Origin of the sequence: Pseudomonas sp. SORT22 (genome assembly GCF_018417635.1) — a bacterium.
In the GTDB taxonomy this organism is placed as follows: Bacteria; Pseudomonadota; Gammaproteobacteria; order Pseudomonadales; family Pseudomonadaceae; genus Aquipseudomonas.
The window spans coordinates 5,120,953-5,145,667 of the sequence record NZ_CP071007.1 but is presented as its reverse complement, the minus strand read 5'-3'; the positions used below and the strand labels follow the sequence as shown (position 1 = coordinate 5,145,667).

Annotated in this window: 27 protein-coding genes and 1 tRNA gene; 15 read left to right on the top strand and 13 right to left on the bottom strand. The window is 63.3% G+C overall.

What is annotated here, in order from left to right; translation table 11 throughout:
* Positions 1-22 precede the first annotated feature (22 nt).
* From JYG36_RS23680 to bamJ, 4 genes are all read left to right on the top strand, one after another.
* Complete coding sequence (locus JYG36_RS23680) at positions 23-364, top strand: PA4575 family protein (RefSeq protein WP_010226382.1); 342 nt, start codon at positions 23-25, stop codon at positions 362-364.
* 100 nt (positions 365-464) lie between these two features.
* On the top strand, positions 465-953 hold the full coding sequence (locus JYG36_RS23675; protein WP_010226381.1) for a TIGR00645 family protein: 489 nt from the start codon (positions 465-467) through the stop codon (positions 951-953).
* A 133-nt stretch (positions 954-1,086) separates the two neighbouring features.
* Positions 1,087-1,392: a DUF6482 family protein gene (locus JYG36_RS23670; protein ID WP_045195937.1), complete on the top strand. Its 306-nt coding sequence runs from the start codon at positions 1,087-1,089 to the stop codon at positions 1,390-1,392.
* An 86-nt stretch (positions 1,393-1,478) separates the two neighbouring features.
* Entirely contained in the window at positions 1,479-2,096 is a 618-nt protein-coding gene (bamJ, locus tag JYG36_RS23665; RefSeq protein ID WP_045195939.1) for a BamJ family beta-barrel-assembly machinery protein, read from the top strand.
* Positions 2,097-2,163: 67 nt separating this feature from the next.
* Here bamJ and JYG36_RS23660 read toward each other — a convergent pair whose 3' ends face one another.
* The 3 genes from JYG36_RS23660 to JYG36_RS23650 form a co-directional block, all read right to left on the bottom strand.
* On the bottom strand, positions 2,164-2,412 hold the full coding sequence (locus JYG36_RS23660) for a PA4570 family protein (RefSeq protein WP_038997219.1): 249 nt from the start codon (positions 2,410-2,412) through the stop codon (positions 2,164-2,166).
* A gap of 125 nt (positions 2,413-2,537) precedes the next feature.
* Positions 2,538-2,879: a zinc ribbon domain-containing protein YjdM gene (locus tag JYG36_RS23655; RefSeq protein WP_045195941.1), complete on the bottom strand. Its 342-nt coding sequence runs from the start codon at positions 2,877-2,879 to the stop codon at positions 2,538-2,540.
* A 151-nt stretch (positions 2,880-3,030) separates the two neighbouring features.
* Positions 3,031-3,999 carry a polyprenyl synthetase family protein gene (locus JYG36_RS23650; protein WP_038997216.1) on the bottom strand — a complete coding sequence of 323 codons (969 nt, stop codon included), beginning with the start codon at positions 3,997-3,999 and terminating at the stop codon, positions 3,031-3,033.
* 252 nt (positions 4,000-4,251) lie between these two features.
* Between JYG36_RS23650 and rplU the strand changes: the two genes are divergently transcribed.
* From rplU to JYG36_RS23625, 5 genes are all read left to right on the top strand, one after another.
* On the top strand, positions 4,252-4,563 hold the full coding sequence (gene rplU / locus JYG36_RS23645) for a 50S ribosomal protein L21 (protein ID WP_010225695.1): 312 nt from the start codon (positions 4,252-4,254) through the stop codon (positions 4,561-4,563).
* A gap of 32 nt (positions 4,564-4,595) precedes the next feature.
* Positions 4,596-4,853: a 50S ribosomal protein L27 gene (gene rpmA / locus JYG36_RS23640; protein ID WP_010225698.1), complete on the top strand. Its 258-nt coding sequence runs from the start codon at positions 4,596-4,598 to the stop codon at positions 4,851-4,853.
* Between the two features lie 192 nt (positions 4,854-5,045).
* Positions 5,046-6,269: an Obg family GTPase CgtA gene (gene cgtA / locus JYG36_RS23635; protein ID WP_093387895.1), complete on the top strand. Its 1,224-nt coding sequence runs from the start codon at positions 5,046-5,048 to the stop codon at positions 6,267-6,269.
* Positions 6,270-6,344: 75 nt separating this feature from the next.
* Positions 6,345-7,463: a glutamate 5-kinase gene (gene proB / locus JYG36_RS23630; protein WP_045195944.1), complete on the top strand. Its 1,119-nt coding sequence runs from the start codon at positions 6,345-6,347 to the stop codon at positions 7,461-7,463.
* Between the two features lie 22 nt (positions 7,464-7,485).
* Complete coding sequence (locus tag JYG36_RS23625) at positions 7,486-7,932, top strand: CreA family protein (protein WP_093388208.1); 447 nt, start codon at positions 7,486-7,488, stop codon at positions 7,930-7,932.
* Positions 7,933-8,037: 105 nt separating this feature from the next.
* Here the strand turns inward: JYG36_RS23625 and mksF are convergent, their stop codons facing one another.
* From mksF to mksB, 3 genes are read right to left on the bottom strand one after another with little or no spacing between them, the layout of a single operon-like run.
* Entirely contained in the window at positions 8,038-10,872 is a 2,835-nt protein-coding gene (mksF, locus tag JYG36_RS23620) for an Mks condensin complex protein MksF (protein ID WP_093387898.1), read from the bottom strand.
* Entirely contained in the window at positions 10,869-11,570 is a 702-nt protein-coding gene (gene mksE, locus JYG36_RS23615) for an Mks condensin complex protein MksE (protein ID WP_010225708.1), read from the bottom strand. Before mksE ends, mksF begins: the two co-directional genes overlap by 4 nt.
* On the bottom strand, positions 11,560-12,837 hold the full coding sequence (gene mksB, locus JYG36_RS23610; protein WP_045195947.1) for an Mks condensin complex protein MksB: 1,278 nt from the start codon (positions 12,835-12,837) through the stop codon (positions 11,560-11,562). The genes mksE and mksB overlap by 11 nt, the downstream gene beginning before the upstream one ends.
* A gap of 180 nt (positions 12,838-13,017) precedes the next feature.
* Between mksB and JYG36_RS23605 the strand changes: the two genes are divergently transcribed.
* Together JYG36_RS23605 and rimI are read left to right on the top strand one after the other, a co-directional pair.
* Positions 13,018-13,812, top strand: a complete 795-nt coding sequence (locus JYG36_RS23605) for a hypothetical protein (protein ID WP_045195949.1) — start codon at positions 13,018-13,020, stop codon at positions 13,810-13,812.
* Positions 13,805-14,257, top strand: coding sequence for a ribosomal protein S18-alanine N-acetyltransferase (gene rimI / locus JYG36_RS23600; protein ID WP_093387901.1), 453 nt, complete (start codon positions 13,805-13,807; stop codon positions 14,255-14,257). Before JYG36_RS23605 ends, rimI begins: the two co-directional genes overlap by 8 nt.
* 4 nt (positions 14,258-14,261) lie before the next feature.
* Here rimI and JYG36_RS23595 read toward each other — a convergent pair whose 3' ends face one another.
* A complete protein-coding gene (locus JYG36_RS23595) occupies positions 14,262-14,585 on the bottom strand; it encodes a hypothetical protein (protein WP_045195953.1) in 324 nt (107 codons plus the stop codon).
* Between the two features lie 120 nt (positions 14,586-14,705).
* Here JYG36_RS23595 and can point away from each other — a divergent pair, with 120 nt between their 5' ends.
* Complete coding sequence (gene can, locus JYG36_RS23590; protein ID WP_038614773.1) at positions 14,706-15,344, top strand: carbonate dehydratase; 639 nt, start codon at positions 14,706-14,708, stop codon at positions 15,342-15,344.
* Between the two features lie 42 nt (positions 15,345-15,386).
* Here can and JYG36_RS23585 read toward each other — a convergent pair whose 3' ends face one another.
* On the bottom strand, positions 15,387-16,526 hold the full coding sequence (locus JYG36_RS23585; RefSeq protein ID WP_093387904.1) for a hypothetical protein: 1,140 nt from the start codon (positions 16,524-16,526) through the stop codon (positions 15,387-15,389).
* Between the two features lie 88 nt (positions 16,527-16,614).
* Between JYG36_RS23585 and JYG36_RS23580 the strand changes: the two genes are divergently transcribed.
* Positions 16,615-17,232, top strand: a complete 618-nt coding sequence (locus JYG36_RS23580; RefSeq protein WP_213602473.1) for a D-Ala-D-Ala carboxypeptidase family metallohydrolase — start codon at positions 16,615-16,617, stop codon at positions 17,230-17,232.
* Here the strand turns inward: JYG36_RS23580 and JYG36_RS23575 are convergent.
* Positions 17,220-18,098, bottom strand: coding sequence for a LysR substrate-binding domain-containing protein (locus tag JYG36_RS23575; RefSeq protein ID WP_213602471.1), 879 nt, complete (start codon positions 18,096-18,098; stop codon positions 17,220-17,222). The genes JYG36_RS23580 and JYG36_RS23575 overlap by 13 nt on opposite strands.
* A 123-nt stretch (positions 18,099-18,221) precedes the next feature.
* Here JYG36_RS23575 and JYG36_RS23570 point away from each other — a divergent pair, with 123 nt between their 5' ends.
* Positions 18,222-18,836: a LysE family translocator gene (locus tag JYG36_RS23570; RefSeq protein WP_213602469.1), complete on the top strand. Its 615-nt coding sequence runs from the start codon at positions 18,222-18,224 to the stop codon at positions 18,834-18,836.
* 66 nt (positions 18,837-18,902) lie between these two features.
* On the opposite strand, the gene JYG36_RS23565 is transcribed toward JYG36_RS23570, so the two are convergent.
* The 4 genes from JYG36_RS23565 to JYG36_RS23550 form a co-directional block, all read right to left on the bottom strand.
* Positions 18,903-18,979 (bottom strand) — tRNA-Met (locus tag JYG36_RS23565).
* Between the two features lie 93 nt (positions 18,980-19,072).
* Entirely contained in the window at positions 19,073-21,487 is a 2,415-nt protein-coding gene (locus JYG36_RS23560; RefSeq protein WP_213602467.1) for a TonB-dependent siderophore receptor, read from the bottom strand.
* Between the two features lie 103 nt (positions 21,488-21,590).
* A complete protein-coding gene (locus tag JYG36_RS23555) occupies positions 21,591-22,532 on the bottom strand; it encodes a FecR family protein (protein ID WP_213602465.1) in 942 nt (313 codons plus the stop codon).
* The gene (locus JYG36_RS23550; protein WP_045195961.1) at positions 22,529-23,050 is read right to left on the bottom strand and encodes an RNA polymerase sigma factor; all 522 of its coding nucleotides are present in this window, start codon (positions 23,048-23,050) and stop codon (positions 22,529-22,531) included. Before JYG36_RS23550 ends, JYG36_RS23555 begins: the two co-directional genes overlap by 4 nt.
* Before the next feature lie 174 nt (positions 23,051-23,224).
* Here JYG36_RS23550 and JYG36_RS23545 point away from each other — a divergent pair, with 174 nt between their 5' ends.
* Positions 23,225-24,442 (top strand): MFS transporter, encoded by a 1,218-nt coding sequence (locus JYG36_RS23545; protein WP_213602463.1) that lies wholly within the window; start codon positions 23,225-23,227, stop codon positions 24,440-24,442.
* Positions 24,443-24,715: the final 273 nt, after the last annotated feature.

Genomic DNA, 24,715 nt, shown 5'->3' with positions numbered 1-24,715 from the left:
GGGTTTACCGAGGACCTCCGCCATGCCGCGCAGCCTCAGCCTCACCCGTCAATGCCTGGGCCTGGTGACCCGCATTGAATGCAGCATCCGCCCATTGGCCGGTGACAACGGCATGTGGACCCTGCTGTTTGCCGCCGGCATGGCTGGCGAGCAGCCCTCTGCGATCAAGGCCCAGGGGCCGTTTCACGGGCCATTCGTGGCCGAATCGGTGCTCAACGCCATTGTCGACAGCCTGACCCTGCACGGTTACCAACTGGCTGACGATCCGCAGATCTGGTGCGTGCACCTGCAAGCGCAACTGCGCCGGATCAACGGCGAACGCGTGCATCACGTCGGCGACTTCCAGTTCCATCCGGAAACCTGAGACGCCTGCGCCGCGCCTGTGGCAGCGTGCCACGGGCTTTTTCTGTCATGGGTGGCTGTTATACTCGCGCTCGCTTTTTTGCCAACCTGACGAGTTTTCAATGGAACGTATTATCGAAAATGCGATGTATGCCTCGCGCTGGCTGCTCGCGCCCATCTACTTTGGTCTGTCGTTGGGCCTGTTGGCGCTGGCACTGAAGTTCTTCCAGGAGATCTTCCACGTCCTGCCCAACGTCTTCGCCCTGGCTGAAGCCGACCTGATCCTGGTGCTGCTGTCGCTGATCGACATGGCCCTGGTCGGCGGCCTGCTGGTGATGGTGATGATTTCCGGTTACGAGAACTTCGTCTCGCAGCTGGATATCGACGAAGACAAGGAAAAACTCAGCTGGCTGGGCAAGATGGACTCGTCTTCGCTGAAGATGAAAGTCGCAGCCTCGATCGTGGCGATTTCCTCGATCCACCTGCTGCGGGTGTTCATGGACGCGCGCAACATCGAACCCCAGTACCTGATGTGGTACGTGATCATTCACATGACCTTCGTGGTCTCGGCCTTTGCCATGGGTTACCTGGACAAGGTCACCAAGCACTGATCAGGCGTTGTGCCAGACAAATACCGCCCGTCCGTTGCAAAACGGACGGGCGGTTGCGTTTTTGCCTTGTGCTTTGCCTGCCGCTGTACAAAAAATGAACGGTCACTCGAAGTTCCAGTAACGAGGTATCGCAATGAACCTTCAACAACTGAACACCGAGGCCAGGGCCGGTCATGTCGATGAGTTCAACCTGATTGCCCTCGAAGGCGGTGAGTTCGTTATCGAGGCCCGGGTAAGAGGCCATGCCCATCCGCTGGTTGATAAGCACGGCAAGCGTGTGCAAGTGCATTCGGTGGTCGACGCGCAGCGCCTGCTCGACGGTTTGCCCGCTGTGCCGCTGCACCTGGTGCACTGGTCGATGGACGACGAGATGTGCGGTGGCGCCGACGCCGGTGATGGCGACCTGAAAATCCCGATGCCACGACGTTCGGCCTGGTAGCTGATCTGCGCAAGCGCAGTGTGCTAGGCTGCTCGCCCTTTTCATAAAGGGCGCGGCTGTCGTGCGCCCTGCAGCGGAGCAAGCAAATGTCCGAACTCAACCTGTCTACCGACGAAACTCGCGTCAGCTACGGCATCGGCCGTCAGCTGGGTGGCCAACTGCGTGACAACCCGCCACCAGGTGTGAACCTGGACGCCATCCTGGCCGGCCTGACCGACGCCTTCAACGGCCAGGACAGCCGCGTCAGCGAAGCCGACCTGTCGGCCAGCTTCAAGGTTATCCGCGAAATCATGCAAGCCGAAGCTGCGGCCAAGGCCGAAGCTGCCGCTGGCGAAGGCAAGGCTTTCCTGGCTGAAAACGCCAAGCGTGACGGCATCACCACCCTGGCTTCGGGCCTGCAGTTCGAAGTACTGACTGCTGGCGAAGGCGCCAAGCCAAGCCGCGACGACAGCGTGCGTACCCACTACCACGGCACCCTGATCGACGGCACCGTGTTCGACAGCTCCTACGAGCGCGGCCAGCCAGCAGAGTTCCCGGTCAGCGGTGTGATCGCCGGCTGGACCGAAGCCCTGCAACTGATGAACGCCGGCAGCAAATGGCGCCTGTACGTGCCGAGCGAGCTGGCTTACGGCGCTCAGGGCGTTGGCAGCATCCCGCCGCACAGCGTGCTGGTGTTCGACGTCGAGCTGCTGGACGTTCTGTAAGACCTATCGCGGGGCAAGCCCGCTCCTACACAATTCGGGTAGGAGCGGGCTTGCCCCGCGATGCTGTTCAGTTCCAATCGGTTCCACCGCCAGGGCGCAACGCCCGGGCATAGCAAAACAGGAACAGGTTCCTCACCAGCTCCTTGAGCACACTCGGCTCACTTGAATTCAAACCATTGAGATCCAGGTCGCCCTGGTCGCGCAGTTCGTCCAGTGCTTCTTCTTCAAGCACGGCACACACCTCGCCGGTTTCCCGGTGCAGGATGCGCAGGTAAGGATGGGGGCGGTCAAGCCAGGCGTCTATCAGATAAGTCATGGCTATTCTCCTTGAAAGCGTTCAATGAGAATAATTCTTATTATCAAAATAGCAAGTGCCTATTGGCGGTTTTTTCCCGCCGGTGGGTTGTCGAGGCCGCAGCGCGACCCCGAAACCCGGCAGAATCAGACCTTGCGGACGAATTCCGATTTCAGCTTCATCGGGCCGATGCCGTCGATCTTGCAGTCGATGTCGTGGTCGCCATCGCACAGGCGGATGTTCTTGACCTTGGTGCCGACCTTGACCACCAGCGAGGTGCCCTTGACCTTGAGGTCCTTGATCACGGTGATGGTGTCGCCGTCCTGCAGGACGTTGCCCACTGCATCCTTTTTCACCGCTTCGTCGCTGGCCGCTTCGGCTTCACCGGCAGCCGACCACTCGTGGGCGCACTCGGGGCAGATCAGCTGGGCGCCGTCTTCGTAGGTGTATTCGGAGTTGCATTTGGGGCAGGGTGGCAAAGTGCTCACTAAGGTTCCTCAAGACGTACAGGTACAAAACCTACATTGTATAGGGTTTTGTTGTCGTGGGGCGAATGCAATCGCGGGGCAAGTCGAGGCGTCGCACGGCCGCTCCCACCGTGTGGGAGCGGGCTTGCCCCGCGATTAGGGAGGTGGCGAATCAGTGTGTGCGGGCGACGGCGAATTCGCTGAGTTCGACCAGTGCATCGCGGTATTCGCTGGCCGGCAGCACGTCCAGGCAGGCGATGGCGCGGGCCACGTAGTCGCGGGCCAGCTTGGCGGTGTAGTCCAGCGAGCCCGAGGCTTCAACGGCCGCGCGGATGCTCTCGAGGTCTTCGATGCCGCCTTTCTGGATGGCCTGGCGGACCAGCGCAGCCTGTTCGGCGGTGCCTTCGCGCATGGTGTAGATCAGCGGCAGGGTCGGCTTGCCTTCGGCCAGGTCGTCACCGACGTTCTTGCCCAGGGTTTGCGCATCGCCCTTGTAGTCGAGCAGGTCGTCGACCAGCTGGAAGGCCACGCCCAGGTGGTCGCCGAAGGTGCGCAGGGCTTCGCTCTGCTCCTCGGTGGCCTGGGCCAGGGCTGCGGCGCTGTGGGTCGAGGCCTCGAACAGCATCGCGGTCTTGCCGCGGATGACGTCCATGTAGACTTCTTCGGTGGTGCTGGCGTCGCGCACTTTGGACAACTGCAGGACTTCGCCTTCGGCAATGACCCGGGTGGCCTTGGAGAGGATCTGCATGACCGGCATCGAGCCCAGTTCGACCATCATCTCGAACGAGCGCGAGTACAGGAAGTCACCGACCAGCACGCTCGGCGCGTTGCCCCACAGGGCGTTGGCGGTGGAGCGGCCACGGCGCATGCCGGACATGTCGACGACGTCGTCATGCAGCAGGGTGGCGGTGTGCAGGAACTCGATGGTGGCGGCCAGCAGGCGCAGGTCGTCGCCTTCGCGGCCCAGGGCCTTGCCGCACAGCAGCACCAGCAGCGGGCGCAGGCGCTTGCCGCCGGCCGAGGTAATGTAGTCGCCGATTTTCGATACCAGCGGTACACGCGAAGTCAGCTGTTTCTTGATAATCTCGTCAACGGCGCTGAAGTCGTCCGCTACCGCACGGTAGAAAGCTTGGGGTTGCATCGGCCACAGGTGCTCCATAAAGGTTGCGCGGCATGCTAGGTCGCGGGTCCCGGCGTGTCAAGGCGCGCTGCCCGCGGGCCGGGGGTGGGACTTGCAAGCAAAGCGGGGCTTGCGTACAATCGCGCACCCTGAACTTCCTGGGCAGCACCTGCCTTACGCAATTGCACTGGGCCGTTCCAGCCCTATGCAGCCATGCCAGCCAATACTCTTCCTATAAAGAGCTGGGTGAGCAGGATTATCGGAGAAATACCCATGTACGCAGTAATTGTTACCGGTGGCAAGCAGTACAAAGTCGCCGAAGGTGAATACCTGAAAATCGAAAAACTGGAAATCGCCACTGGCGAATCCGTGACTTTCGACCGCGTTCTGTTGGTTGCCAATGGCGACGACGTGAACATCGGCGCTCCAGTCGTTGCTGGTGCCAAGGTTGTTGCTGAAGTGATCTCCCAAGGTCGTCACGACAAAGTGCGCATCATCAAGTTCCGCCGCCGTAAGCACCACATGAAGCGTATGGGCCACCGCCAGTGGTTCACCGAAATCAAGATCACCGGTATTTCGGCTTAATCGCCTGAATCCATTTCTGGAGAATTTGAACCATGGCACACAAAAAAGCTGGTGGTAGTACCCGTAACGGTCGCGACTCAGAAGCCAAACGCCTTGGCGTGAAGATGTATGGCGGCCAGGCTATCATCCCTGGCAACATCATCGTGCGTCAGCGCGGCACCCAATTCCACGCTGGCTACGGCGTTGGCATGGGTAAAGATCACACCCTGTTCGCCAAGATCGCGGGTAAGATCAAGTTCGAAGTTAAAGGCGCCTTCGGTCGTCGTTACGTGAGCGTTGTCGCCGAGTAATCGCGCGAACGCTGGAAAAGCCCTGTCTCGCGACGGGGCTTTTTCGTTTGTGGGGTGAGTCTCTTGCAAAGCTGTTTGTATGGGCTGCCGGCGTGGGTTGTTACTGTCGTGACGGGGCCGCCGCGCTCACTTTTGCAAGAGCCTTATGTCTTTGTGTCACTCAGCTCGTCCAGCTGACGAGAGGCGGTTTTTATGAAGTTTGTTGACGAAGTATCGATCCGGGTCAAAGCCGGTGACGGCGGTAACGGTTGCATGAGCTTCCGCCGCGAAAAATTCATCGAGAACGGTGGTCCCAACGGCGGTGACGGTGGCGACGGCGGCTCGGTATACATGGTTGCCGACGATAACCTCAACACCCTGGTCGACTACCGTTACACCCGTCACTTCGAAGCCCAGCGCGGCTCCAACGGCGGCAGCACCGACTGCACCGGCAAGAAGGGCGACGACCTGATCCTGCGCGTGCCGGTCGGCACCACGGTGATCGACTCGGCCACCCAGGAAGTCATCGGCGACCTGGTCAAACCAGGCCAGAAGCTGATGGTGGTCCAGGGCGGCTGGCACGGCCTGGGCAACACCCGTTTCAAATCCAGTACCAACCGCGCGCCACGCCAGACCACTCCGGGCAAGCCGGGTGAGCAGCGTGACCTGAAACTGGAAATGAAAGTACTGGCCGACGTCGGCCTGCTGGGCCTGCCGAACGCTGGCAAGAGTACCTTCATCCGCTCGGTATCGGCCGCCAAGCCGAAAGTCGCCGACTACCCGTTCACCACCCTGGTGCCGAACCTGGGTGTGGTCAGCGTCGACCGCTGGAAGAGCTTTGTCATCGCCGACATCCCCGGTCTGATCGAAGGTGCCTCCGACGGTGCCGGCCTGGGTATCCGCTTCCTCAAGCACCTAGCGCGTACCCGCCTGCTGCTGCACCTCGTCGACCTCGCGCCGCTGGATGAAAGCAGCAGCGCCGATGCCGCCGAAGTCATCGTCAACGAGCTGACCCGCTTCAGCCCGTCGCTGGCCGAGCGTGATCGCTGGCTGGTGCTGAACAAGACCGACATGCTGATGGACGACGAGCGTGACGAGCGGGTCAAGGAAGTGGTCGAGCGCCTGCAGTGGGAAGGCCCGGTCTATGTGATCTCGGCCATCTCCAAGCAGGGCACCGAGCAGCTCAGCCGCGACATCATGCGCTACCTCGAAGACCGCGCCGACCGTCTGGCCAACGACCCGGCCTACGCCGAAGAGCTGACCGAGCTCGACCAGCGCATCGAAGACGAAGCCCGTGCCCAGCTGCAGGCCCTGGACGACGCTCGCGCCCTGCGCCGCAGCGGGGTCAAGAGCGTGCACGACATCGGCGACGACGATGACGATGATTGGGACGAGGACGACGAAGACGGCCCGGAAATCATTTACGTGCGCGACTGATTCGTTGCAGTACACTAAACGCCGCTCTCAGGAGCGGCGTTTTGGTATCTAAAGATCTGAATAGGTTGGAAGAAGATGCGGAGCAAGGTGACGGGTGCGCAGCGCTGGGTTGTGAAAATCGGCAGTGCCCTGCTGACAGCAGATGGCAAGGGCCTGGATCGCGCGGCCATGGGTGTCTGGGTCGAGCAGATGGTGGCGTTGCATGAGGCAGGTGTCGAGTTGGTGCTGGTGTCGTCCGGGGCGGTTGCCGCCGGGATGAGCCGCTTGGGCTGGGCCAAGCGACCGAGTGCGATGAACGAGCTGCAGGCGGCGGCCTCGATCGGCCAGATGGGCCTGGTACAGGCCTGGGAGTCGAGCTTTGCCGAGCATGGCCGGCACACCGCGCAGATCCTCCTGACCCACGACGACCTGTCGGACCGCAAGCGTTACCTCAATGCCCGCAGCACCCTGCGCACCCTGGTGGAGCTGGGCGTGGTGCCGGTGATCAACGAAAACGACACGGTGGTCACCGACGAGATCCGCTTCGGCGACAACGACACCCTGGCGGCGCTGGTGGCCAACCTGGTCGAAGCCGACCTGCTGGTGATCCTCACCGACCGCGACGGCATGTTCGACGCCGACCCGCGCAACAACCCTGATGCGCAGCTGATTTACGAAGCCCGTGCCGACGATCCGAGCCTCGACGCCGTGGCCGGCGGCACCGGCGGCGCCCTGGGCCGTGGCGGCATGCAGACCAAGCTGCGTGCCGCGCGCCTGGCGGCGCGTTCCGGTGCCCACACGATCATCGTCGGTGGGCGCCTTGAGCGCGTGCTCGACCGCCTCAAGGCGGGCGAGCGCCTGGGCACCTTGCTGTCGCCTGAGCGCGGCATGCTCGCCGCGCGCAAGCAGTGGCTGGCCGGGCACCTGCAGACTCGCGGCACCCTGGTGCTCGACGAGGGCGCGGCGAAGGCTTTGCGCAAGGACAACAAGAGCCTGCTGCCGGTCGGTGTGAAGACCGTGCAGGGCAGCTTCCGCCGTGGCGAGATGGTGGTTTGCGTCGGCCCGGATGGCCTTGAGGTCGCCCGCGGCCTGGCCAACTACAGCGCCCTGGAAGCACAGAAAATCATTGGCCAGCCGTCTGACGCGATCGAGGGCCTGCTGGGCTACATCGCCGAGCCGGAGCTGGTGCACCGCGACAACCTGATTCTGGTCTGAGGAACTACCTGTGTTCAAAGGGATGATTGCAGCGGCGCTGCTGGCGTTGCCGGTAATGGCATCGGCCGAGGAGATTGGCCAGGTATCGACGGTGTTCAAGATCGTCGGGCCGAATGACCGCATCGTTGTCGAGGCGTTTGATGACCCCAAGGTCGAGGGCGTGACCTGCTATCTGTCACGGGCCAAGACTGGCGGACTGAAAGGTGGCCTGGGCCTGGCTGAAGACCGCGCCGAAGCGTCGATCGCCTGCCGTCAGGTCGGGCCGATTCGCTTCAAGGAGCAGCTCAAGGACGGTGACGAGGTGTTCAAGGAGCGCACCTCGCTGGTGTTCAAGACCATGCAGGTGGTGCGTTTCCTCGACAAGAAGCGCAATACGCTGGTCTACCTGGTGTACTCCGACCGGATCATCGAAGGCAGCCCGCAGAATGCGGTGACGGCGATTCCGATCCTGCCGTGGGCCCAGCAGTAACACCGGGTTGAGTTCATCGCGGGGCAAGTCGGGTCGCCGCACCGCCGCTCCCACCGGTCCAGTGGGAGCGGCGGTGCGGCGACCCGACTTGCCCCGCGATTAGTTTCAGGCTGAAGCTTCTTCCTCTTCTTCTTTGCGCACTACCGCCTTCTCCACATCCCGGCGGCTGATGTACTTCCAGTCTGCCTCGTCGATATAGATGCCGTTCGGCCCGCTGCCGCCTTCCAGGTCGATGGCGACATGCGCCGAAACCTGCGGCTTGACGCTCGCCAGAATCGGTACGAAGCCCAGCTGCAAGCTGGTTTCCAGCAGCGCTGCCTGGTTGCGTTCGTCGATGTCGGCCGCTTCGTCCAGGTAGTACGGCAGGCGCACGCGACCGGCCAGGTCGCGGTCCATCAGGTGCAGCAACAAGTACATGTTGGTCAGCGCCTTGATGGTCATGGTGGTGCCGTTGGACGCCGCACCGTCGATGTCGGTGTGGATCACCGGCTGGCCACCGACCTTGGTGATCTCGAAGGCCAGTTCGAACAGGTCCTTGAGGCCCAGCTGGTTGTGGTTGGCCGCGACCAGGCGCGCCAGGTATTCCTTGGCCTCTTCGTTCTTGTTGTCCTGCTCGGCGCTGGCGCTGAGGTCGAACACCGACAGGGTCTCGCCTTCCTCGTACTGGCCGGCGCTGTGGATGATCTGGTCGATGTGCTTGAGCGCTTCCTTGTTTGGTGCCAAAACGATGCGGAAGCTCTGCAGGTTGGAGACCTGGCGCTTGTTGATCTCGCGGTTGAACAGCGCCAGCTGGTGCTCGAGGCTGTCGTAGTCGCTGCGGATGTTGCGCAGGGTCCGGGCGATGTCGGTGACTGCAGCGCGGCGCGCCTTGCCCAGGGTCAGGGCTTCTTCGGTGCGGTGCGAGTAGGCGTTGATCAGCAGTTGCAGGCGGCGCTCCATGTCGTCTTCGCTGTCGAACTTGGCTACGCCCTTGAGGCGGACTTGGGCGTACAGCGCCTCGATCTGGCCATCGACCCGCAGCAGGCCCTGCCAGCTGTCCTGGTAGTCGTTGAGCAGCGGCAGCAAGTTGTCCATGCTGTCGTCGACCGGTTCCATGAACGGCGTGCCGAACGGCAGGTCGGCGGGTAGCAACTGGCGGCGACGCAGGGCGTCGTCGAGGGTGCGCTGCTTGGCTTCCATGTCGGCGATCTGCCGGCCGACCAGTTGCAGCTTGGCCGACAGCTGCTGGACGCGTTCGGTGAAGGCGTCGCTGGAGCGCTTGAGCTCGTCCTGGGCCGCTTCCATCTGCGCCAGTTGCTCGAGCTTGTCGCCTTCCTCGGCGGACAGTGTCTCGCTGCGGCGGAAGTCTTCCAGGGCCTTTTGTGCATCCAGCACCTGTTGGTACAGGGCTTCGGTCTGGGTCTTGCTCGCGGCGCGGTCGGCGGCTACCGCCTGCTGGGTCTTGAGCTGCTTGAGTTCTTTTTCCAGGCGTTCTTTCTGGTCGCGCAGGGCGGCGCGGTCGGCCAGGGCCTGCAGGGCAGGCGGCTCGATGTGCGAGAGGTCGATGGACAGCCCCGGGGCTTCGAAGCGTTCGCCCTTGAAGCCGTCGAGTACCGCTTCCAGGGATTTGACCCAGACATCGCTGTCGTCCAGCTCGATGCCGCGCTCGCCCAGCGGCAGGCTGAACAGCGCACCATTGAACAGGCGCATCAGGCGTTCGACGTCCTGCTGCGAGAACTCTTCGCGCAGGCGCGCGTAGCTGTTGTTGTCGGCGTGGTCGAGCTGCTGTTTGACTGACTTCAGGCGTTTTTCCAGCTCGCGCAGACGCTCTTCGAGGTCTTCGGCGCTGAACTGGCGCGACTGCGCCAGGGCACCGGCCAGTTCGTCGTGGGCGTCCTTGGCGGCCAGCAGTTGCTGTTCCAGGACCTTGACGTCATCGACCAAGGCGAAGCGATGCTTGAGCACCGACAACTCGCCGAGCCAGCGCTGCACGCCAGTGATCTCGCGCTCCAGGCGCATCAGTTCCTGGGTGCCGCCACGCTGGTCGTTCTGCAGGCTGTCCTGTTCGTTCTTGTAGTGCTCGGCCTGGATCACCAGCTCTTCTTTGCGCGCGCTGGCGTAGTCCTGCCAGGTGCCGAGCAGCGAGTCGAGCAGTGGCGACAGGCGATGCAGCTTGCCGCGCAGGACGTCGCGCTGGGCTACGCCATTGGCCAGGGCCTCGACCAGCGGGCCGGCGGCGACCAGCGAGTTGTAGTCCTGCTCCATGCGCCGTACGTCGCGGAAGGCTTCTTCGCAGGCGGCGATGTAGTCGACGCTGCCCGAACGCAGGCTGTGCTCGAAGGCGTCGAGGAACAGCTGCTTGAGCTTGGCCGCGGTGATCTCGCGCATGTGCAGCAGGTTGATGAACAGTGCGCGGAAGGTCTTCAGGCTCTGCTCGCTGGTGGAGCGCAGCGGGATCAGGGTCAGGTCCAGCGGGATCGAGGTGTGGCCGCCGACCAGCAGGCGGCGCAGCTCGTCAGGCTTGAGCTCGTAGGCTTTGAGGCCGTTGCGCTCAAGGTTGCTGAACAGCTCTTTCTGGCGCAGGCAGGTGTCGTTCTTCTGGTAGTGGGCCAGGTCCAGTTCGCCGGCATAGGCGAAGAACTGGTGACCGAAACCGCCACCCGGGCCGCGGCCGACCACGCCGATCACGTGCGGGCCGTGGGGCAGGTTGACTTCGCAGAGGATGTAGCTGGTGTCGGTGGCAAAGTAGAAGCGGCGCGACTGCTCAAGGCTGTACTTGCCGAAGCTCATGTCCGACATGCGTGCCAGGATCGGGAACTGCAAGGCGTTGATCGAGGCACTCTTGCCCAGGTTGTTGGCACCGTAGACCGACAGCGGGTGTTCCAGGGGGAACAGGCCGAGGCTGTAGCCGGCGGTGTTGAGCAGTGCGAAGCGGCGAATGCCGTAGCGTTCCTGGCTCATGCGTCAATCTCCTGTTGCTCTTGCGCTATGGCTCGGGCCAGGGCGTCTTCTTCGCTTTCTTCGAACGGGCTGAGGTCCAGCGGGTCGTCGGTACGGTTGAGTTCTTCCGGGCTCTCTTCCTCGACCAGCACCGGCGTTGGCAGCGGCAGGGCGCTGTGCAGGCTGGCAGCCAGGTCGCGGTCCTGCTGGACCGACAGGCAGACGTCGAGGAAACGGTGCATCGGCGGCAGGAAGCGGTAGATGCCGTTCTCTTCGTGGGCAAAGCCGAGCTGGGTCATGCGGCGCATGATCTTCTCTTCCAGCTCGTCGGGGGTCTGTACTTCGGCCTGGATGAACAGGTCGCGGTATTTTTCCAGCAGCGAAGGCAGCTCGTCGCGGCCCAGGCTGCCGCCGTCGAGCACCGACATCGGGTCGCGGCCCTGGTCAGCCAGGTGCTCGACCAGGATGAAGGTGAACAGCGACAGGCGCTGGGCAGTCTTGTTGACCTGGGCCGCGGCCAGGTCCGGGACGAAGTAGTAGAAGCCGCGGGTGTCGCACACCAGTTCAAAGCCCAGGGCCTTGAACAGGCCGCGGTACTGGTCCTGGAAGTTCGACAGTTGGGCGTACAGCTCCGGGTCGCGGCGGCTGATGTGAAAGCCCTTGAACAGCTCGCGGAAGATCGGTGCGAGCTGGGACAGTTCGGAAAGATCAAGATGCATGGGCAGGGCTCGCAGTTGGCTCAGGCGATGGTTCGCGGCTCGATGTCAGAGCGAAGGAACGCAGGCTGACCAGGTGTTCGCGGGTGGTGTATTCGCGGCGCTCGAGGCGCGCGCGGGTAAAGCGTTTTTCCCGCGACAGGCGCGAGAACCAGTACAGCAGCTCGTCGGTGGCGCCTTCGGGCTCCTGGTCGAGCAGCCAGACCATCAGGTCCGGCAGCGGCAGGGCGTCTTCGCAGCGCTCGAGCATTTCCTTGACCGTACGCGGCGCACGCGGGGCATCGCCCTTGTGGCTCTTGTGGGCCTTGGGAAACTGCGCAGGCTTGGGCTCGAAGCGGGCCAGGGCATAGACGTAGGCTTCGACCTGGCTGGCGCTGCCGAGGAAGGTGCTCTGCGGGCGGGTGAACAGCGGCATGGCCGCCTGCGGCACGGCGTCCAGGCCTTTGCGGCGGATCACCGACAGGGCCAGGGCGGCGCCACGGGTCACGGCGTTGTGCCGGCGCGCTTCTTCACGCAGCGGCAGCAGCAGTTCACGAGCGTGGCGCAGGGTCAGCTGGGCGCTGGTCTGCATCTCGAGGATGCGCGCGTGGGTGCGCAGGAGCATGTCGTCGTCGACCAGGTGGCCCAGACGGGCCTGCTCGCCGAGCAAGCGCAGCAGCACGGTCTCGACCTTGCGCACGCCTTGCTCGAAGGCGCCATCGGCGTTGACCAGCTGGATCATCGGCTCGACATATTCGTCCCAGGTCGCCAGGACTTCGGCGTAACGCTGGCGCAGGGGGATTTGCCGGTCGCTGGTCTTGGCGCGTTCGGCCACGGCGACCAGCGCCTGTTCGTCGTTGTCGAGCTTCTTCAGTACATCGCGCACGCGCATGTCGAGCAGGCGCAGCTGGCGCGCCAGGTCATTGCCGTCGCGAATCTCGAAGGCGTCCTGGATGTGCCCGGCCAGGCGCTCGAGGTGGCGCAGGTAGGCTTCGATCTCCAGGCACAGGCCCAGGCGGTGCTCGCGACGCAGGTAAGCGAGAAAGTCGTGGATCTGGGCGTTGAGCTCGAAACGGTTCGGGCTTTTTGCCACCGGCACCAGGATATCCAGGCGGATCCACACGTCGAGCAGGCTGGTGATGTCCTGGGGCGTGCTCTCCAGCTGCTGGGTGGCCAGTTGCTGGCGCAGTTCGGCCAGGCTCAGGGTGCCCCCGTCGAAGCGCTCGCACAACGGCTCGAGCAGGGCCCAGTGTTCGGCTAGGGCGCGCAGGACGCGCTTGGGTTCGATCATTGGCGGGTCGACTCGTTGCCAAATAAAAGCGCTGATTGTACTGCATCAGACGCCTGTCGATTCACCCCCTTGATCGCTTCAAGCTGCTGTCGGGCGGTTTTCTGCCGATCAACAGCGGCGCCGAGCGGCGAACAACGTTAGAATATCGGCCCTGACTTATCCACAGATGGCCGATCCTTCTTGTTAATCGAGTCCCGCCGCCGCGCTTATCTCAACGCCATGCAAGTGGTGCACTGGCTGCCGCGTGCCGAACTGCCGTTCGCCGCGCCGTCGCGCCCGCAGCTGTTGTTGCCGGTGGCGGCACTCGAGGAACCGGCGTTCGAGCCGCAGGAGCAGGCACCTGCCCCCGCCAGCGTTGCGCCGAGCGCGCCGCTGGTGCGTTCTGGCGAGCGCCCGAAGATCGAGATCCCGCGCCCCGGCAGTACGCCGAAAGTGACGGCCAAGGCGGTGGACGAAGCCGAAAAGCCCGTGGTTGCCAGGCCTGCGCCGGTACCACCGCCACGCTTTGCCCTGCAACTGCTGCGTGCCGGCAACTGCCTGCTGCTGGTCGAGCTTGCCACCGGCGAGCCGTTCCAGAGCCGCGACCCGTCCTACCTGCTGCTCAAGGACATGCTGCGCGCCGCCGGCCTGCCGGACAGCCCGCAGATCATCGGCGAGCCGGTGCGCTGGCCGTTGCTGGTGCGCGGCAACCTTGACCAGGGCCCGCAGGCCGCGACCGATTTCGTCCAGGGCTTTATTCAGGCCCGGCTTGAAGAGGCGCCGTGCGTCTGTCTGTGGCTGATTGGCCTGCCTGCCGTGCGCTTTGCCGGTGAGGCCGACGCCGAAGCTTATTACCGCGAGTTGCCGGTTGAAGGCCTGGGCGCTGCCTGGGCCTTGCCGGGGCTCGAACTGTTGATGGACGAGCCGCAGCGCAAGGCGCACGTCTGGCAAGCCATGCGCCGGCTGATGGCGCGCTGGAAACCAAGCAATGAGTGACACAATCAGCTTTCGCCGGATGACCGAGGCGGATCTGGATGCCGTACTGAAGATCGAATACGCCGCCTTCAGCCACCCCTGGACCCGCGGGATTTTCCTCGACGGGCTCAAGTCCTATGAAATCTGGCTGATGTTCGAAGGCGAGCAACAGGTCGGCCACGGCGTGATCAACGTGATCATCGACGAGGCGCACCTGCTCAACATTACCGTCAAGCCGGAAAGCCAGGGCAGGGGCCTGGGCCTGCGCCTGCTGGAAGAGCTGATGAAGCGCGCCTACGCGAGCAACGGTCGCGAGTGCTTCCTCGAAGTGCGCGCCAGCAACCAGTCGGCCTACCGCCTGTACGAGCGCTACGGCTTCAATGAAATCGGCCGCCGGCGTGACTACTACCCGGTTGCCGGCGGTCGCGAAGACGCCCTGGTCATGGCCTGCACCCTGTTCGAGTAACGGCTCAGGGTTCGCGCTTGCCGTCCAGCGGATCGCGCCGGGCCAGTTCCGCTTCATCCAGGCCGTTGCCGCCGCCGATGTCATCTTCGTCGACTACGCTCAAATCCCAGTCTGCCGGGTGATCCGCACCGGCTTCGCCGGGCGAGCGGGCGCCGTCTTCAGGGATCAGGGTTTCTGGCTCGAGGTCGTCGTCGGTTGGGTCGAAACCGGCATCGACATTGGGGGTATCCTTGTCAAAGTGCAGTTCTTCAACCGAGCCCATGCGGTCTTCGTCGGTGTCGATCGGGGCGGGTTGCGGGGCGTGCAGCGGGCGGTGTTCCTGGCTCATGGTCGATCCTCCTGCGGGTGGGCGTATGCGGTGGACCTGACGGTTGGCCGAAGATTCAAAGGCGTGACCTGAACGGGCCGGCGCCTGTCACAAGATGCGCACCAACCATGAGGCTTGAACATGCACGATCTACAAGAACTGATTGATAACAACGCGCGCTGGGCCGATGCGATCAAGCAGGAAGATCCGGATTTCTTCGCCAAGCTCGCGCGTCAGCAGACTCCGGAATTCCTCTGGATCGGCTGCTCGGACGCCCGGGTTCCGGCCAACGAGATCGTCGGCATGTTGCCGGGCGATCTGTTCGTTCATCGCAATGTCGCCAACGTGGTGCTGCACACCGACCTCAACTGCCTGTCGGTGATCCAGTACGCGGTGGACGTGCTCAAGGTCAAGCATATCCTGGTCACCGGCCACTACGGTTGCGGCGGGGTACGGGCCTCGATGCAGGATCGCCAATTGGGCCTGATCGACGGCTGGCTGCGTTCGATTCGCGACCTGTACTACGAGAACCGCGTGGAGCTGGCCAAGCTTGCGACCGAGGAAGAGCGGGTGGACCGCCTGTGCGAGCTGAACGTGATCCAGCAGGTGGCCAATGTCGGCCATACCACCATCGTCCAGAATGCCTGGCACCGTGGCCAGAGCCTGTCGGTGCATGGTTGCATCTACGGCATCAAGGATGGCCGCTGGAAGAGCCTGAACGCGACCATCAGCGGCCTCGACCAGTTGCCGCCGCAGTACCGCTTGCGTCCGCAGGACTGAGCCAATCGCGGGGCAAGTCGGGTCGCCGCGATTGGCTTCACCTCAAGACTTCTGCAAGTCACGCAACGTCCGCGTCACCGCCCCGGTATTGCACTTGGCCCCAGCCTGCTCCGGGGTCATGTTGCGAATGCTGCGAAAATACAGCTCGCAGGTCTGCTTCTTCGCCGTCACCTGCCACTTCTGGGTACAGGCCCCCAGCGTTGCCTTGGCATCCGCCGCCGGGTTGCGGCCCATGCCCGCCTGCCAGCAGGCAGCGCTCAAATCCTGGCCCATCATCTTCAGGCCGGCCTGATCGGCCTTGTCCTGGTCGCCGCCATAGTTGGTTTTATCTGCCGCATACCAGATTGCGCTCGGGTGATTGGCGCCCAGCACCGGCACCTTTTGCCCAGGCGTCGGGCTGATGCTGGCCAGGCCCAGTACATAGAGCCTGGGTCCGTACTGCTGCTCGATCCAGCTGCGCACCGGCGAGCCGAAGGCAACCATCGGCAAGGCGGCGCCGTTGCCGGTTCGGGTCATCTCTTTGACCATTTGCAGCTGATAATCCTTGAAGTAGCCATACACGCCCTCCAGGTCTTTGCCGGCGCTGGCTGGCGCGGCGATCGGGGCGATGTCGACGATGGTCTGGTAGGCCGGGGTCTGCTCGGCAGGAATGCCGTTGAAGGTCAGCAGCGTGGCCCAGCGGTCGGTGGTGTTGGAACGCAGGTAGTCCTGGGCCTGGGTCAGCGAGTAGTCCGGTGGAAAATGCAGCAGCTCGATGCTGCGGCGCTTTTCCAGGGCCATGCCCAGGGGCAGGAACAGGTTCCAGTTGTAGGCCCACTTGCCTTCGCGGTTGAGCCGGGTGGCGCCCTGGTAGGCCAGCTCGCCGGTGTCGAGCAGCGCTTGCAGGGGCTTGCTGTAGTCGCTCGGTACGCCCTGGATGTCGGCATGTAGTGTGTCGTTGTCGCGCTTGACCTTTACCGTCGCCGCGGCGTAACCGTCGCGTTGCACGCTCTGGGTCAGGTAGTGCTCCACGGTTTGCTCAAGGGTCCAGTTGCGAAAGCAGATGACGTTGCAGTTGTTGGGGTAGGCAAACAGCCGGGTCACCCGTTCCTGGCTGCCCAGGTCGATGCGGGCATCAGCCAGGGCGGCGCTGCTCAGGGTCATGGCGGCCAGGGCGAAGGTCAGTGGAGCAGTCGTGTGCATGCTTAACTCCTTGTTAGTTCCTCCCCGCAGTCGGGAGGGTTGCCATACTGGAGGAATTTCCCGGGGGTTGGGAAGGGGGAGCAGGCTGATGAAAACGTGGTGCAAGGCTGGTATCGGTGCAGGACTTTTACTGACAGCGCTCGCTGCCCAGCAGGCGCAGGCTGACGAGCGTGACCTGTACCTGTTTGCTCAGTGGGCGGGCGATCATCAGACCCGGCCCTTTCGTGAAATGCTGGTGGATGCACGCCTGTATGGCGTGGTGCCTATCCACCAATTGCTGCGCTCGGCCAGTGACTGGCGTTTGTGCAAGGCCGAGCCGTTTGCGCTTGCGCCCGCGGCGCAGTGGCCGGCGGTGCGCTCGACCCTACTGCTGCTCAAGACCCTGGGCGAGCAGGGCGTGCTCAAGCGCTATGAAGTGGTTTCGGCCTACCGCGACCCGGTGCTCAACCGCTGCGCCGGTGGCGCCGTGGCCAGCGCCCATACCCGCGCCTTTGCGGTCGACCTGCTGCTACCGGCCTGGGCCGACCCGAACCCGCTGTGCAGCTTCTGGCAGGCCCATGGCAAGGACTGGAACATGGGCCTGGGGCGTTACCCGTCGGGGCGCATTCACATCGACACGGCCGGCTACCGCACCTGGGGTGGCGACTTCAGTGCCGGCTCCTCCTTCTGTGCGCCGGCTACCGCCAGCAAGGCTCAGTCAAGGTGAGCGAGGCAGGCCTGTGACTGGCCGATCACCCACTCGGCGAAGCAGCGGCTTTTGTCGTCGTCGAGCAGCGTCTGGGGGCTGAGCAGGTAGTAGGCCGACTGGTCCTGGATAAAGCCGCGCGGCGCCTGCAACTGGCCGCTGTCGATTTCATCCTGGACCATCAGGCGCGAGGCCATGGCCACGCCCAGCCCGGCTGCCGCCGCCTGAATGCACAGATAGAAGTGCTCGTAGTCAGCGCGGCTACTGCCCTTGGCCGACTCACCGCTGTGACGCAACCAGGTAGCCCAGGCGTTGGGGCGCGAAGCGCTGTGCAGCAGGCGTTGGCCGGCCAGGCCGTGTTCGGGAAAGTTATGGGTGGCACTGCACACCGGGCCAACCCATTCGTCGCAGATCTTCAGTGCGTACAGATTGGCGTCCCAGCGAAAGTCATCGCGGCGCAGGGCCAGATCGACGCCGCTGCGGGCAAAATCGATCGGCCCGCCAGCCGCCACCAGGTGCAGGTGAATGTCCGGGTGGGCGGCATGAAAGGCCGGCAGCCGTGGGATCAGCCAGCGCATGGCGATGGTTGGCTCGCACGACAGCACCAGCACGTTCTCCCGCGCCTGTTGCTGCAGGCGGTACACCGCGCCTTCAAGCTGCTCGAACACCGACAGCGTGGTGCCGTGCAGGGCGCGGCCGGCGGCGGTGAGAAAGATCGCCCGGTTGCGCCGCTCGAACAGTTGCACGCCCAGCGTTTCTTCCAGCAGGCGCACCTGTCGGCTCACCGCGCCGTGGGTGACATTGAGCAGCTCGGCGGCGCGCACAAAGCTCTGGGTTTGCGCGGCAACGTCGAAATAGCGAAAGGCGGACAGCGCAGGCAGTTTCATATCTGTGAGAAAAACTAGCGGATTTGCCTCACTATAAATCGCTTTTGGCCTTACTCGAAGCTTTCGATAATGGCGGCGTGCAGAGCTATCTGTGCATTGGCCTAGCAGATCGAGGAGCTTTACGTGAATGAACTCATAGCCGTTGCCCTGTTTACCGTGCTGGCGGTGATCAGCCCGGGCGCCGACTTTGCCATGGTGACCCGCAGCAGCTACGCCTTTGGCCGCCGCGCCGGCCTGGCGGCGGCAATGGGCATCGCCCTGGGGGTGCAGGTGCATGTGCTGTACACGGTGCTGGGCATCGCGGTGATCATCAGCCAGAGCCCGGCGCTGTTTTTGGCGATGAAGGTGCTGGGGGCGGGGTACCTGATTTATCTGGGCTACAAGTCGCTGACCAACACTACGCGGATTTCCCTAGATGGCACCAGCGCCAGTCAGCTCGGCGTGCTGGCGGCATTTCGTTCGGGCTTTCTGACCAACGCCCTGAACCCCAAGACCATGCTCTTTGTGGTCAGTGCCTATACCCAGGTGGTGCAGCCGGGCAGTTCGCTGGCGGTCAACTTCGGCTATGGCGCGTTCATGTCGCTCGCCCACTGGTTGTGGTTCAGCCTGGTAGCGGTGTTTTTCTCAAGCGCCGTGTTGCGCCAGGCCATGCTCGAGCGCCAGCGTCTGGTTGACCGGGTGATTGGTGTGGCCTTGATCGGCTTGGGGCTGGCGGTAGTGTTCGCCAATGTGCGCTAAGCAGGCAGGGTAAAAATCGCAGGCAAGAAAAAAGGGCTTACCTTGCGGTAAGCCCTTTTTAGTACTTGGTGGCTACACAGGGACTTGAACCCCGGACCCCAGCATTATGAATGCTATGCTCTAACCAACTGAGCTATGTAGCCAAGTGGCGCGCATTATTCGCCTGAAACGGATTTGTGTCAACACTCTTTTTCAAAAAAATTAACGCGCGATCAACCGCTTAGCCGTAAACCGGCTCAGAAGTCGTATTTGAACGTGGTCATCAGGTTACGCGGCGCCCCGTAGTTGCCGTACGACGACGCCATCGAGTAGTACTCGCGGTCGAAGACGTTGTTGAGGTTGACCGTGGCGCTGAGGTTTTCGCTGATGTTGTAGCGCGCCATCAGGTTGACCAGCGCGTAGCTGCCCTGGTCGAAGCTGTGCAGGTCGGTGCCGACCTTGCTTTGCCAGTTGACCCCGCCACCCACGGTGACTTTGTCGAGCATGCCCGGCAGGCGGTAGCTGGTGAAGGTCTTGAGGCTGTGGCGCGGATACACGGTGGCAATGCGCTCATCCTGGTTGTCGGTGGTCAGGGTGTAGGTGTAGCCCGCCGACGCCTGCCAGCCTTCGGCCAGCTCGCCATTGAGCTCCATTTCCAGGCCTTTGGAGGTGGTGTCCTGCTTGGCGTCGTAGACGTTGTCGTGCACCCAGATCGCCAGGTTGTCCTGTTCGAGCTTGAACAGCGCCAGGCTGGAGTTCAGCCTGCCATCAAAATGACTGCCCTTGACGCCCAGCTCGTAGCCGACGCCTTGCATCGGGTCGAGGGGCTTGTTGTTCTCGTCGGTGACCCAGGAGGCTTGCGGGTTGAAGATTTTGGTGTAGCTGGCGTACAGCGCCCAGGTTTCATCAAGGTCGTAGACCACCCCGGCATAAGGGATGAACACACCGGTCTCTTTACGGTTGACCTCGGTCTTCTCACCGCCGTACGGGCGGTCCTCGGTGTCACGCTTCCAGTCGATGACCCGGCTGCCGAGAATCAGGTTGAGGTCGTCGGTCAGGTGCAGGCGCGAGGTGAGGTAGGCGGCATACTGGGTTTCTTCCATTGACGATTTGCCACTGATGCTCCAGTCCGGCTTGGGCTGCTTGCCGTCCCAGTCGAAGATGTTCTCCACCGACGCACCTGGCGTTGCGTTGTAGTCGTAGCGCCAGCCGCCCCAGCTCGGTACGTTTTCGTTGTACTTGGACAGGGTTACGCCGCCGATCAGTTCGTGTTCGCGGCCGAACAGGCTGAACGGGCCGGTCAGGTACAGGTCCAGGTTGTCCTGGCGTGGGGTGCCGGAAAAGCGCACCGGCAACTGGCTCAGGCCGCTGCCGTCGGGCTGCAGCTCGCCCATGAGAAAGCCGAACACTTCGTCGAACTTGTTTTCGGAATGGCTGTACTCGATCTTGCCGCTCCAGCCGTTGCCCAGTTGCTGCTCCACCGAGGCGAAATAGCTGGTCTGTTCGTGGTCGTTGTACGACCAGTCCGGAGCCATGTTGATCGAGCGCTTGAGATTGCTGCGCTCACCCGTGCTGAAGCGGGTTGGCAGGCCGGTGCGCAGCGGCGAGTCGACGTCGGTGCGCTGGTAGCTGAAGCCCATGGTCAGCAGGGTATCTTCGCTCAGGTCGAACTCGGTGATGCCATACAGCAGCTGGCTCTCCAGCTTGTAACGGTCGACCCAGGCGCCTTCAGTCTTGTAGTCGGCAACCAGGCGGCCGCGCACATTGCCGCTTTCGGTCAGCGGCCCGGAAACATCGAAGCCGGTGCCATAGCGGTCCCAGGTGCCGGCCGAGCCGGTGACGCTGGCCTGGCCCTCGGCGGTCGGGCGCTTGCGGATCAGGTTGATGGTCGCCGACGGGTTGCCCATGCCGCTGATCAGGCCGCTGGCGCCGCGGACGATCTCGATGCGGTCGTACATCGCCATGCTCTGGGTGTAGTTGTCCATCCGCGTGACGGTCGGCACGCCGTCGATCTCGTAGTTCTGGATGACGAAGCCGCGCGAGTAGTAGCTGTCGGTCTCGGCGCCCAGGCCGTCGCGCACGACGATCACCCCGGGGGTCGCTTCGAGGGCATCGCTGAGATTGGTCAGGCGCTGGTCATCCAGGCGCTGGCGAGTCATGACGGTCAGCGACTGCGGGGTTTCCTGTGGGGTGAGGTTGAGCCGCGTCGAGCTACTGGACGAGTAGGTGGTGTAAAGCCCGGTGCCTTCAGTGGTCGAGCCCGGGGCCTTGCCGGAAATGCTCATGGCATCCAGTTGCAGGGCGCTGCCCAGTTCCATCGGTAAATCGATGACAAAGCTGCTGGCGTTGGGTTGGCTCAGGCGTGCGCTGCTGCCGGCAGTCAGGGCCTGCAGTGCCTGGGTCGGGCTCATGCGGCCCTTGACCCCCGGCGACGAGCGCCCGGCCAGCTGGTTGGCGTCGTAGATCACCTGCAGCCCGCTTTGGGCGCTGAACTGGTCCAGGGCATCGGCCAAGGCTTGCGCGGGGATGTTGAAATCTAGCGCCTGGGCCTGGGTCTGGGCAGACTCGGCGGCCTGCAGCGGCAGGCCCAGGGTTGTGGAAAACAGGCTGGCGGCAAGGATGGCGCGGGCCAGTGGCTGACGGCTGAATCGGAAATCGCGTGGGTACTGCATGTGTCCTCCCCCAGAGAATACAAACGATAATGCTTCTTATGTGGAGGTGTGACGCAGCAGCAAAGACAATTACCGAATGCCTGGGAAATATATTTTCACCGGCTTAGCGGACGATGATCCATTGCCCGGCCAGGTTGCTCACGTTGAGGTTCTGAGTGCGCGCCAGGGCATCGATGGCAGTGGCGGCCTGGTCGAGGTTAAAGCTGCCACTGACCGGGCGCCGGCCGACCTGTTCATCGATGTACAGCAGGCGGCTGCCCTGGTACTCGGCAAGCTGTTCGAGCACCCGGCGCAAGGGCACCTCACGCACCCGCAACTGCCCCTCGCGCCAGGCCAGCAGGCGTTCGGCATCGACCTTCTCGACCTGGTCCAGGCGGCTGCCGCTGAGCGTCACACGTTCACCAGGGGCGAGCATGCGTTTGTCGCCGGCGCTGCTGACCTCGACCTTGCCTTTGAGCAGCACCACTTCATCGTGATCGCGGCCGCGGCTGACCGAGAAGCGCGTACCCAGCACCTGTACCTGGGCCTCGTCGACATCGACCACGAAGGGCCGGCCATCGTGGGTCACTTCAATGAACATCTGCCCTTGCACCAGGCGCAGCGTGCGCACCGGCCCGCGCAGGTCGATATCGACGGCGCTGGCGCTGTCGAGGGTCAGCCGTGAGCCATCGGCCAGCTGGATCTGCCGGCGTTCGCCAACCGCGGTGGCGACATCGCTGTTCAAGCGCTGCAGCAATGGCAACTGCAACATCACCAGGCCGCTGATCAGCAGGATGCTCGCCGCCACCGCCCAGCCCCCCCAGGAGCGTGGGGCCGTACCCCGTTTGACCTTGTGCAGGCGACGCGCGGGCATCTCCAGTTGTTGCCAGAACAGCTCGACCTCGGCAAAGGTGCGGGCATTCTCGGGGTCCAGGCGCCAGCGTTCAAAGGCCTGGCGTTCCTCCCGCGGAACATCGTGGGCGCGCAGCCGGGTAAACCAGTCCAGGGCTTGCTGTTCGCGGTCGCCAGGCTCGTTCGGATGGGCAGAATTTGGCGATGGGTTCATGGCTGGTCAGTCTTGTTTCGGTTATGCAGGGCAGCCGCGGCGCAATGGCTCAGGGCTTTGTTCAAATGACGCTCGACCGCACGAGGGTCGAGTCCCAGGCGCGCGCCGATGTCCTTGTAGCTCAATTGCTCGACCCGGGCGAGTAAAAATACCTCGCGGGTCGGCGAGGGCAGGCCGTCGATCAGGCGTTCAAGATGGTCAAGGGTATTTCCGGCCACGGCACTGCGCTCGGGTGAGGTTTCGTTGAGCAGATGCTCCAGCGCCTGCTCGTCATTGACCCCACGTACCTGGTTGCGCCGAGCATGGTCGATGCTCAGGTTGTTGGCGATGCGGTACAGAAAGGCCCGCAGGTTGCCAACCTCGCCCCGCTCGCTGTGCATCAGCCGCACAAAGGCATCCTGGAGCAGGTCGCGGGCGGTTTCCCGGCAGCGCACGCGGCGGGTCAGGAAGGCCAGCAGTTCACTGCGGTGATGCTGATAGAGCAGCGACAGGCTGCGGTTGTCCTGGTCGTCGGACATGGCGTATGCGGGCCTCGAATAGGCAGGCAGTGGAGTCTGTAAAAACGCAGCCGATGCTAACGTTATTGAGAATTATTAACAAGCACGTCAAAAGCACGTTGGTCGAAAAGAATAGTGCGCTTGCTAACGATTTCTGGATAATTGGATCCCGCCCCCCGGATGGAAGCTTTTGTCATGGCTGTGAGCACTGCCTCGTCAACGTCACCCGCCAGCACCGCAACTGCCCAGAGCAGCCCGCTGGTGATGCGTATCATCGCCGCCTGTGCCCTGGCGCACCTGATCAACGACCTGATCCAGGCCGTGCTGCCGTCGATCTATCCGCTGCTCAAGGCCAACTACGGCCTGACCTTTACCCAGATCGGGCTGATCACCCTGACCTTCCAGATCACCGCGTCGCTGCTGCAGCCGTGGGTCGGCTTTTACACCGACCGCAAGCCGATGCCGAACCTGTTGCCGCTGGGCACCCTGTGCACCCTGGTGGGGATCGTCATGCTTGCGTTTGTCGGCAGCTTCCCGATGATTCTGCTGGCGGCGGCGCTGGTGGGCATCGGTTCGTCGACCTTCCACCCGGAAACCTCGCGTATCGCCCGGCTGGCCTCCGGTGGGCGCTTTGGCCTGGCGCAGTCGACCTTCCAGGTCGGCGGCAACGCCGGCTCCGCTTTCGGCCCGTTACTGGCGGCGGCGATCATCATTCCCTTCGGCCAGGGCAATGTGGCCTGGTTCGGCCTGTTCGCGGTCTGCGCCGTGCTGGTCACCTACGGCCTGAGCCGCTGGTACAAGGAACACCTCAACCTGTTCAAGGCCAAGCAGGGCCAGCGCGCCACCCATGGCCTTTCCCGCCAGCGGGTGATCGGCGCCCTGGTTGTACTGGGGCTGCTGGTGTTCTCCAAGTACTTCTACATGTCCAGCCTCACCAGCTACTTCACCTTCTACCTGATCGAGAAGTTCGACCTGTCGGTGGCCAGCTCGCAGCTGTACCTGTTCCTGTTCCTCGGCGCGGTAGCGGCCGGGACCTTCGTTGGCGGCCCGATCGGTGACCGCATCGGGCGCAAGGCGGTGATCTGGTTCTCGATCCTCGGCGTTGCGCCGTTCACCCTGATGCTGCCTTATGCCGACCTGTTCTGGACCAGCGTGCTCAGCGTGATCATCGGCTTCATTCTCGCCTCGGCATTCTCGGCCATCGTCGTCTACGCCCAGGAGCTGGTGCCGGGTAACGTCGGCATGATCGCCGGGATCTTCTTCGGCCTGATGTTCGGTTTTGGCGGCATCGGCGCGGCGGCGCTGGGTTATCTGGCCGACCTCAAGGGCATCGAGTACGTCTACAGCCTGTGCTCGTTCCTGCCGCTGTTCGGCCTGCTGGCGATCCTGCTGCCGTCCACCGGCAAGCGCTGAAGGCTCAAGGACGGGCTATTGACGGGTGGCACGGGTTCTCCTAGAGTGCCGCCCATCCTTTACGGTGTAACCGACGTATGAGCCGCTTCAGCCACACATTCGCGCATCGCCAGCCGGTCGTCCTGACCCGCTGCTGCGACTGGCCGAGCGATACCGTCCTCAAGCGTCGGCGCAGTGTGCTGTTCGCCTTTACCTTCTCGCCTCACCGCCCCACCTCCTGACCTGGCAGCTGCATGCCCGGCGTTCTGCCGTGGCTGGCGCGCCTGTATGCAA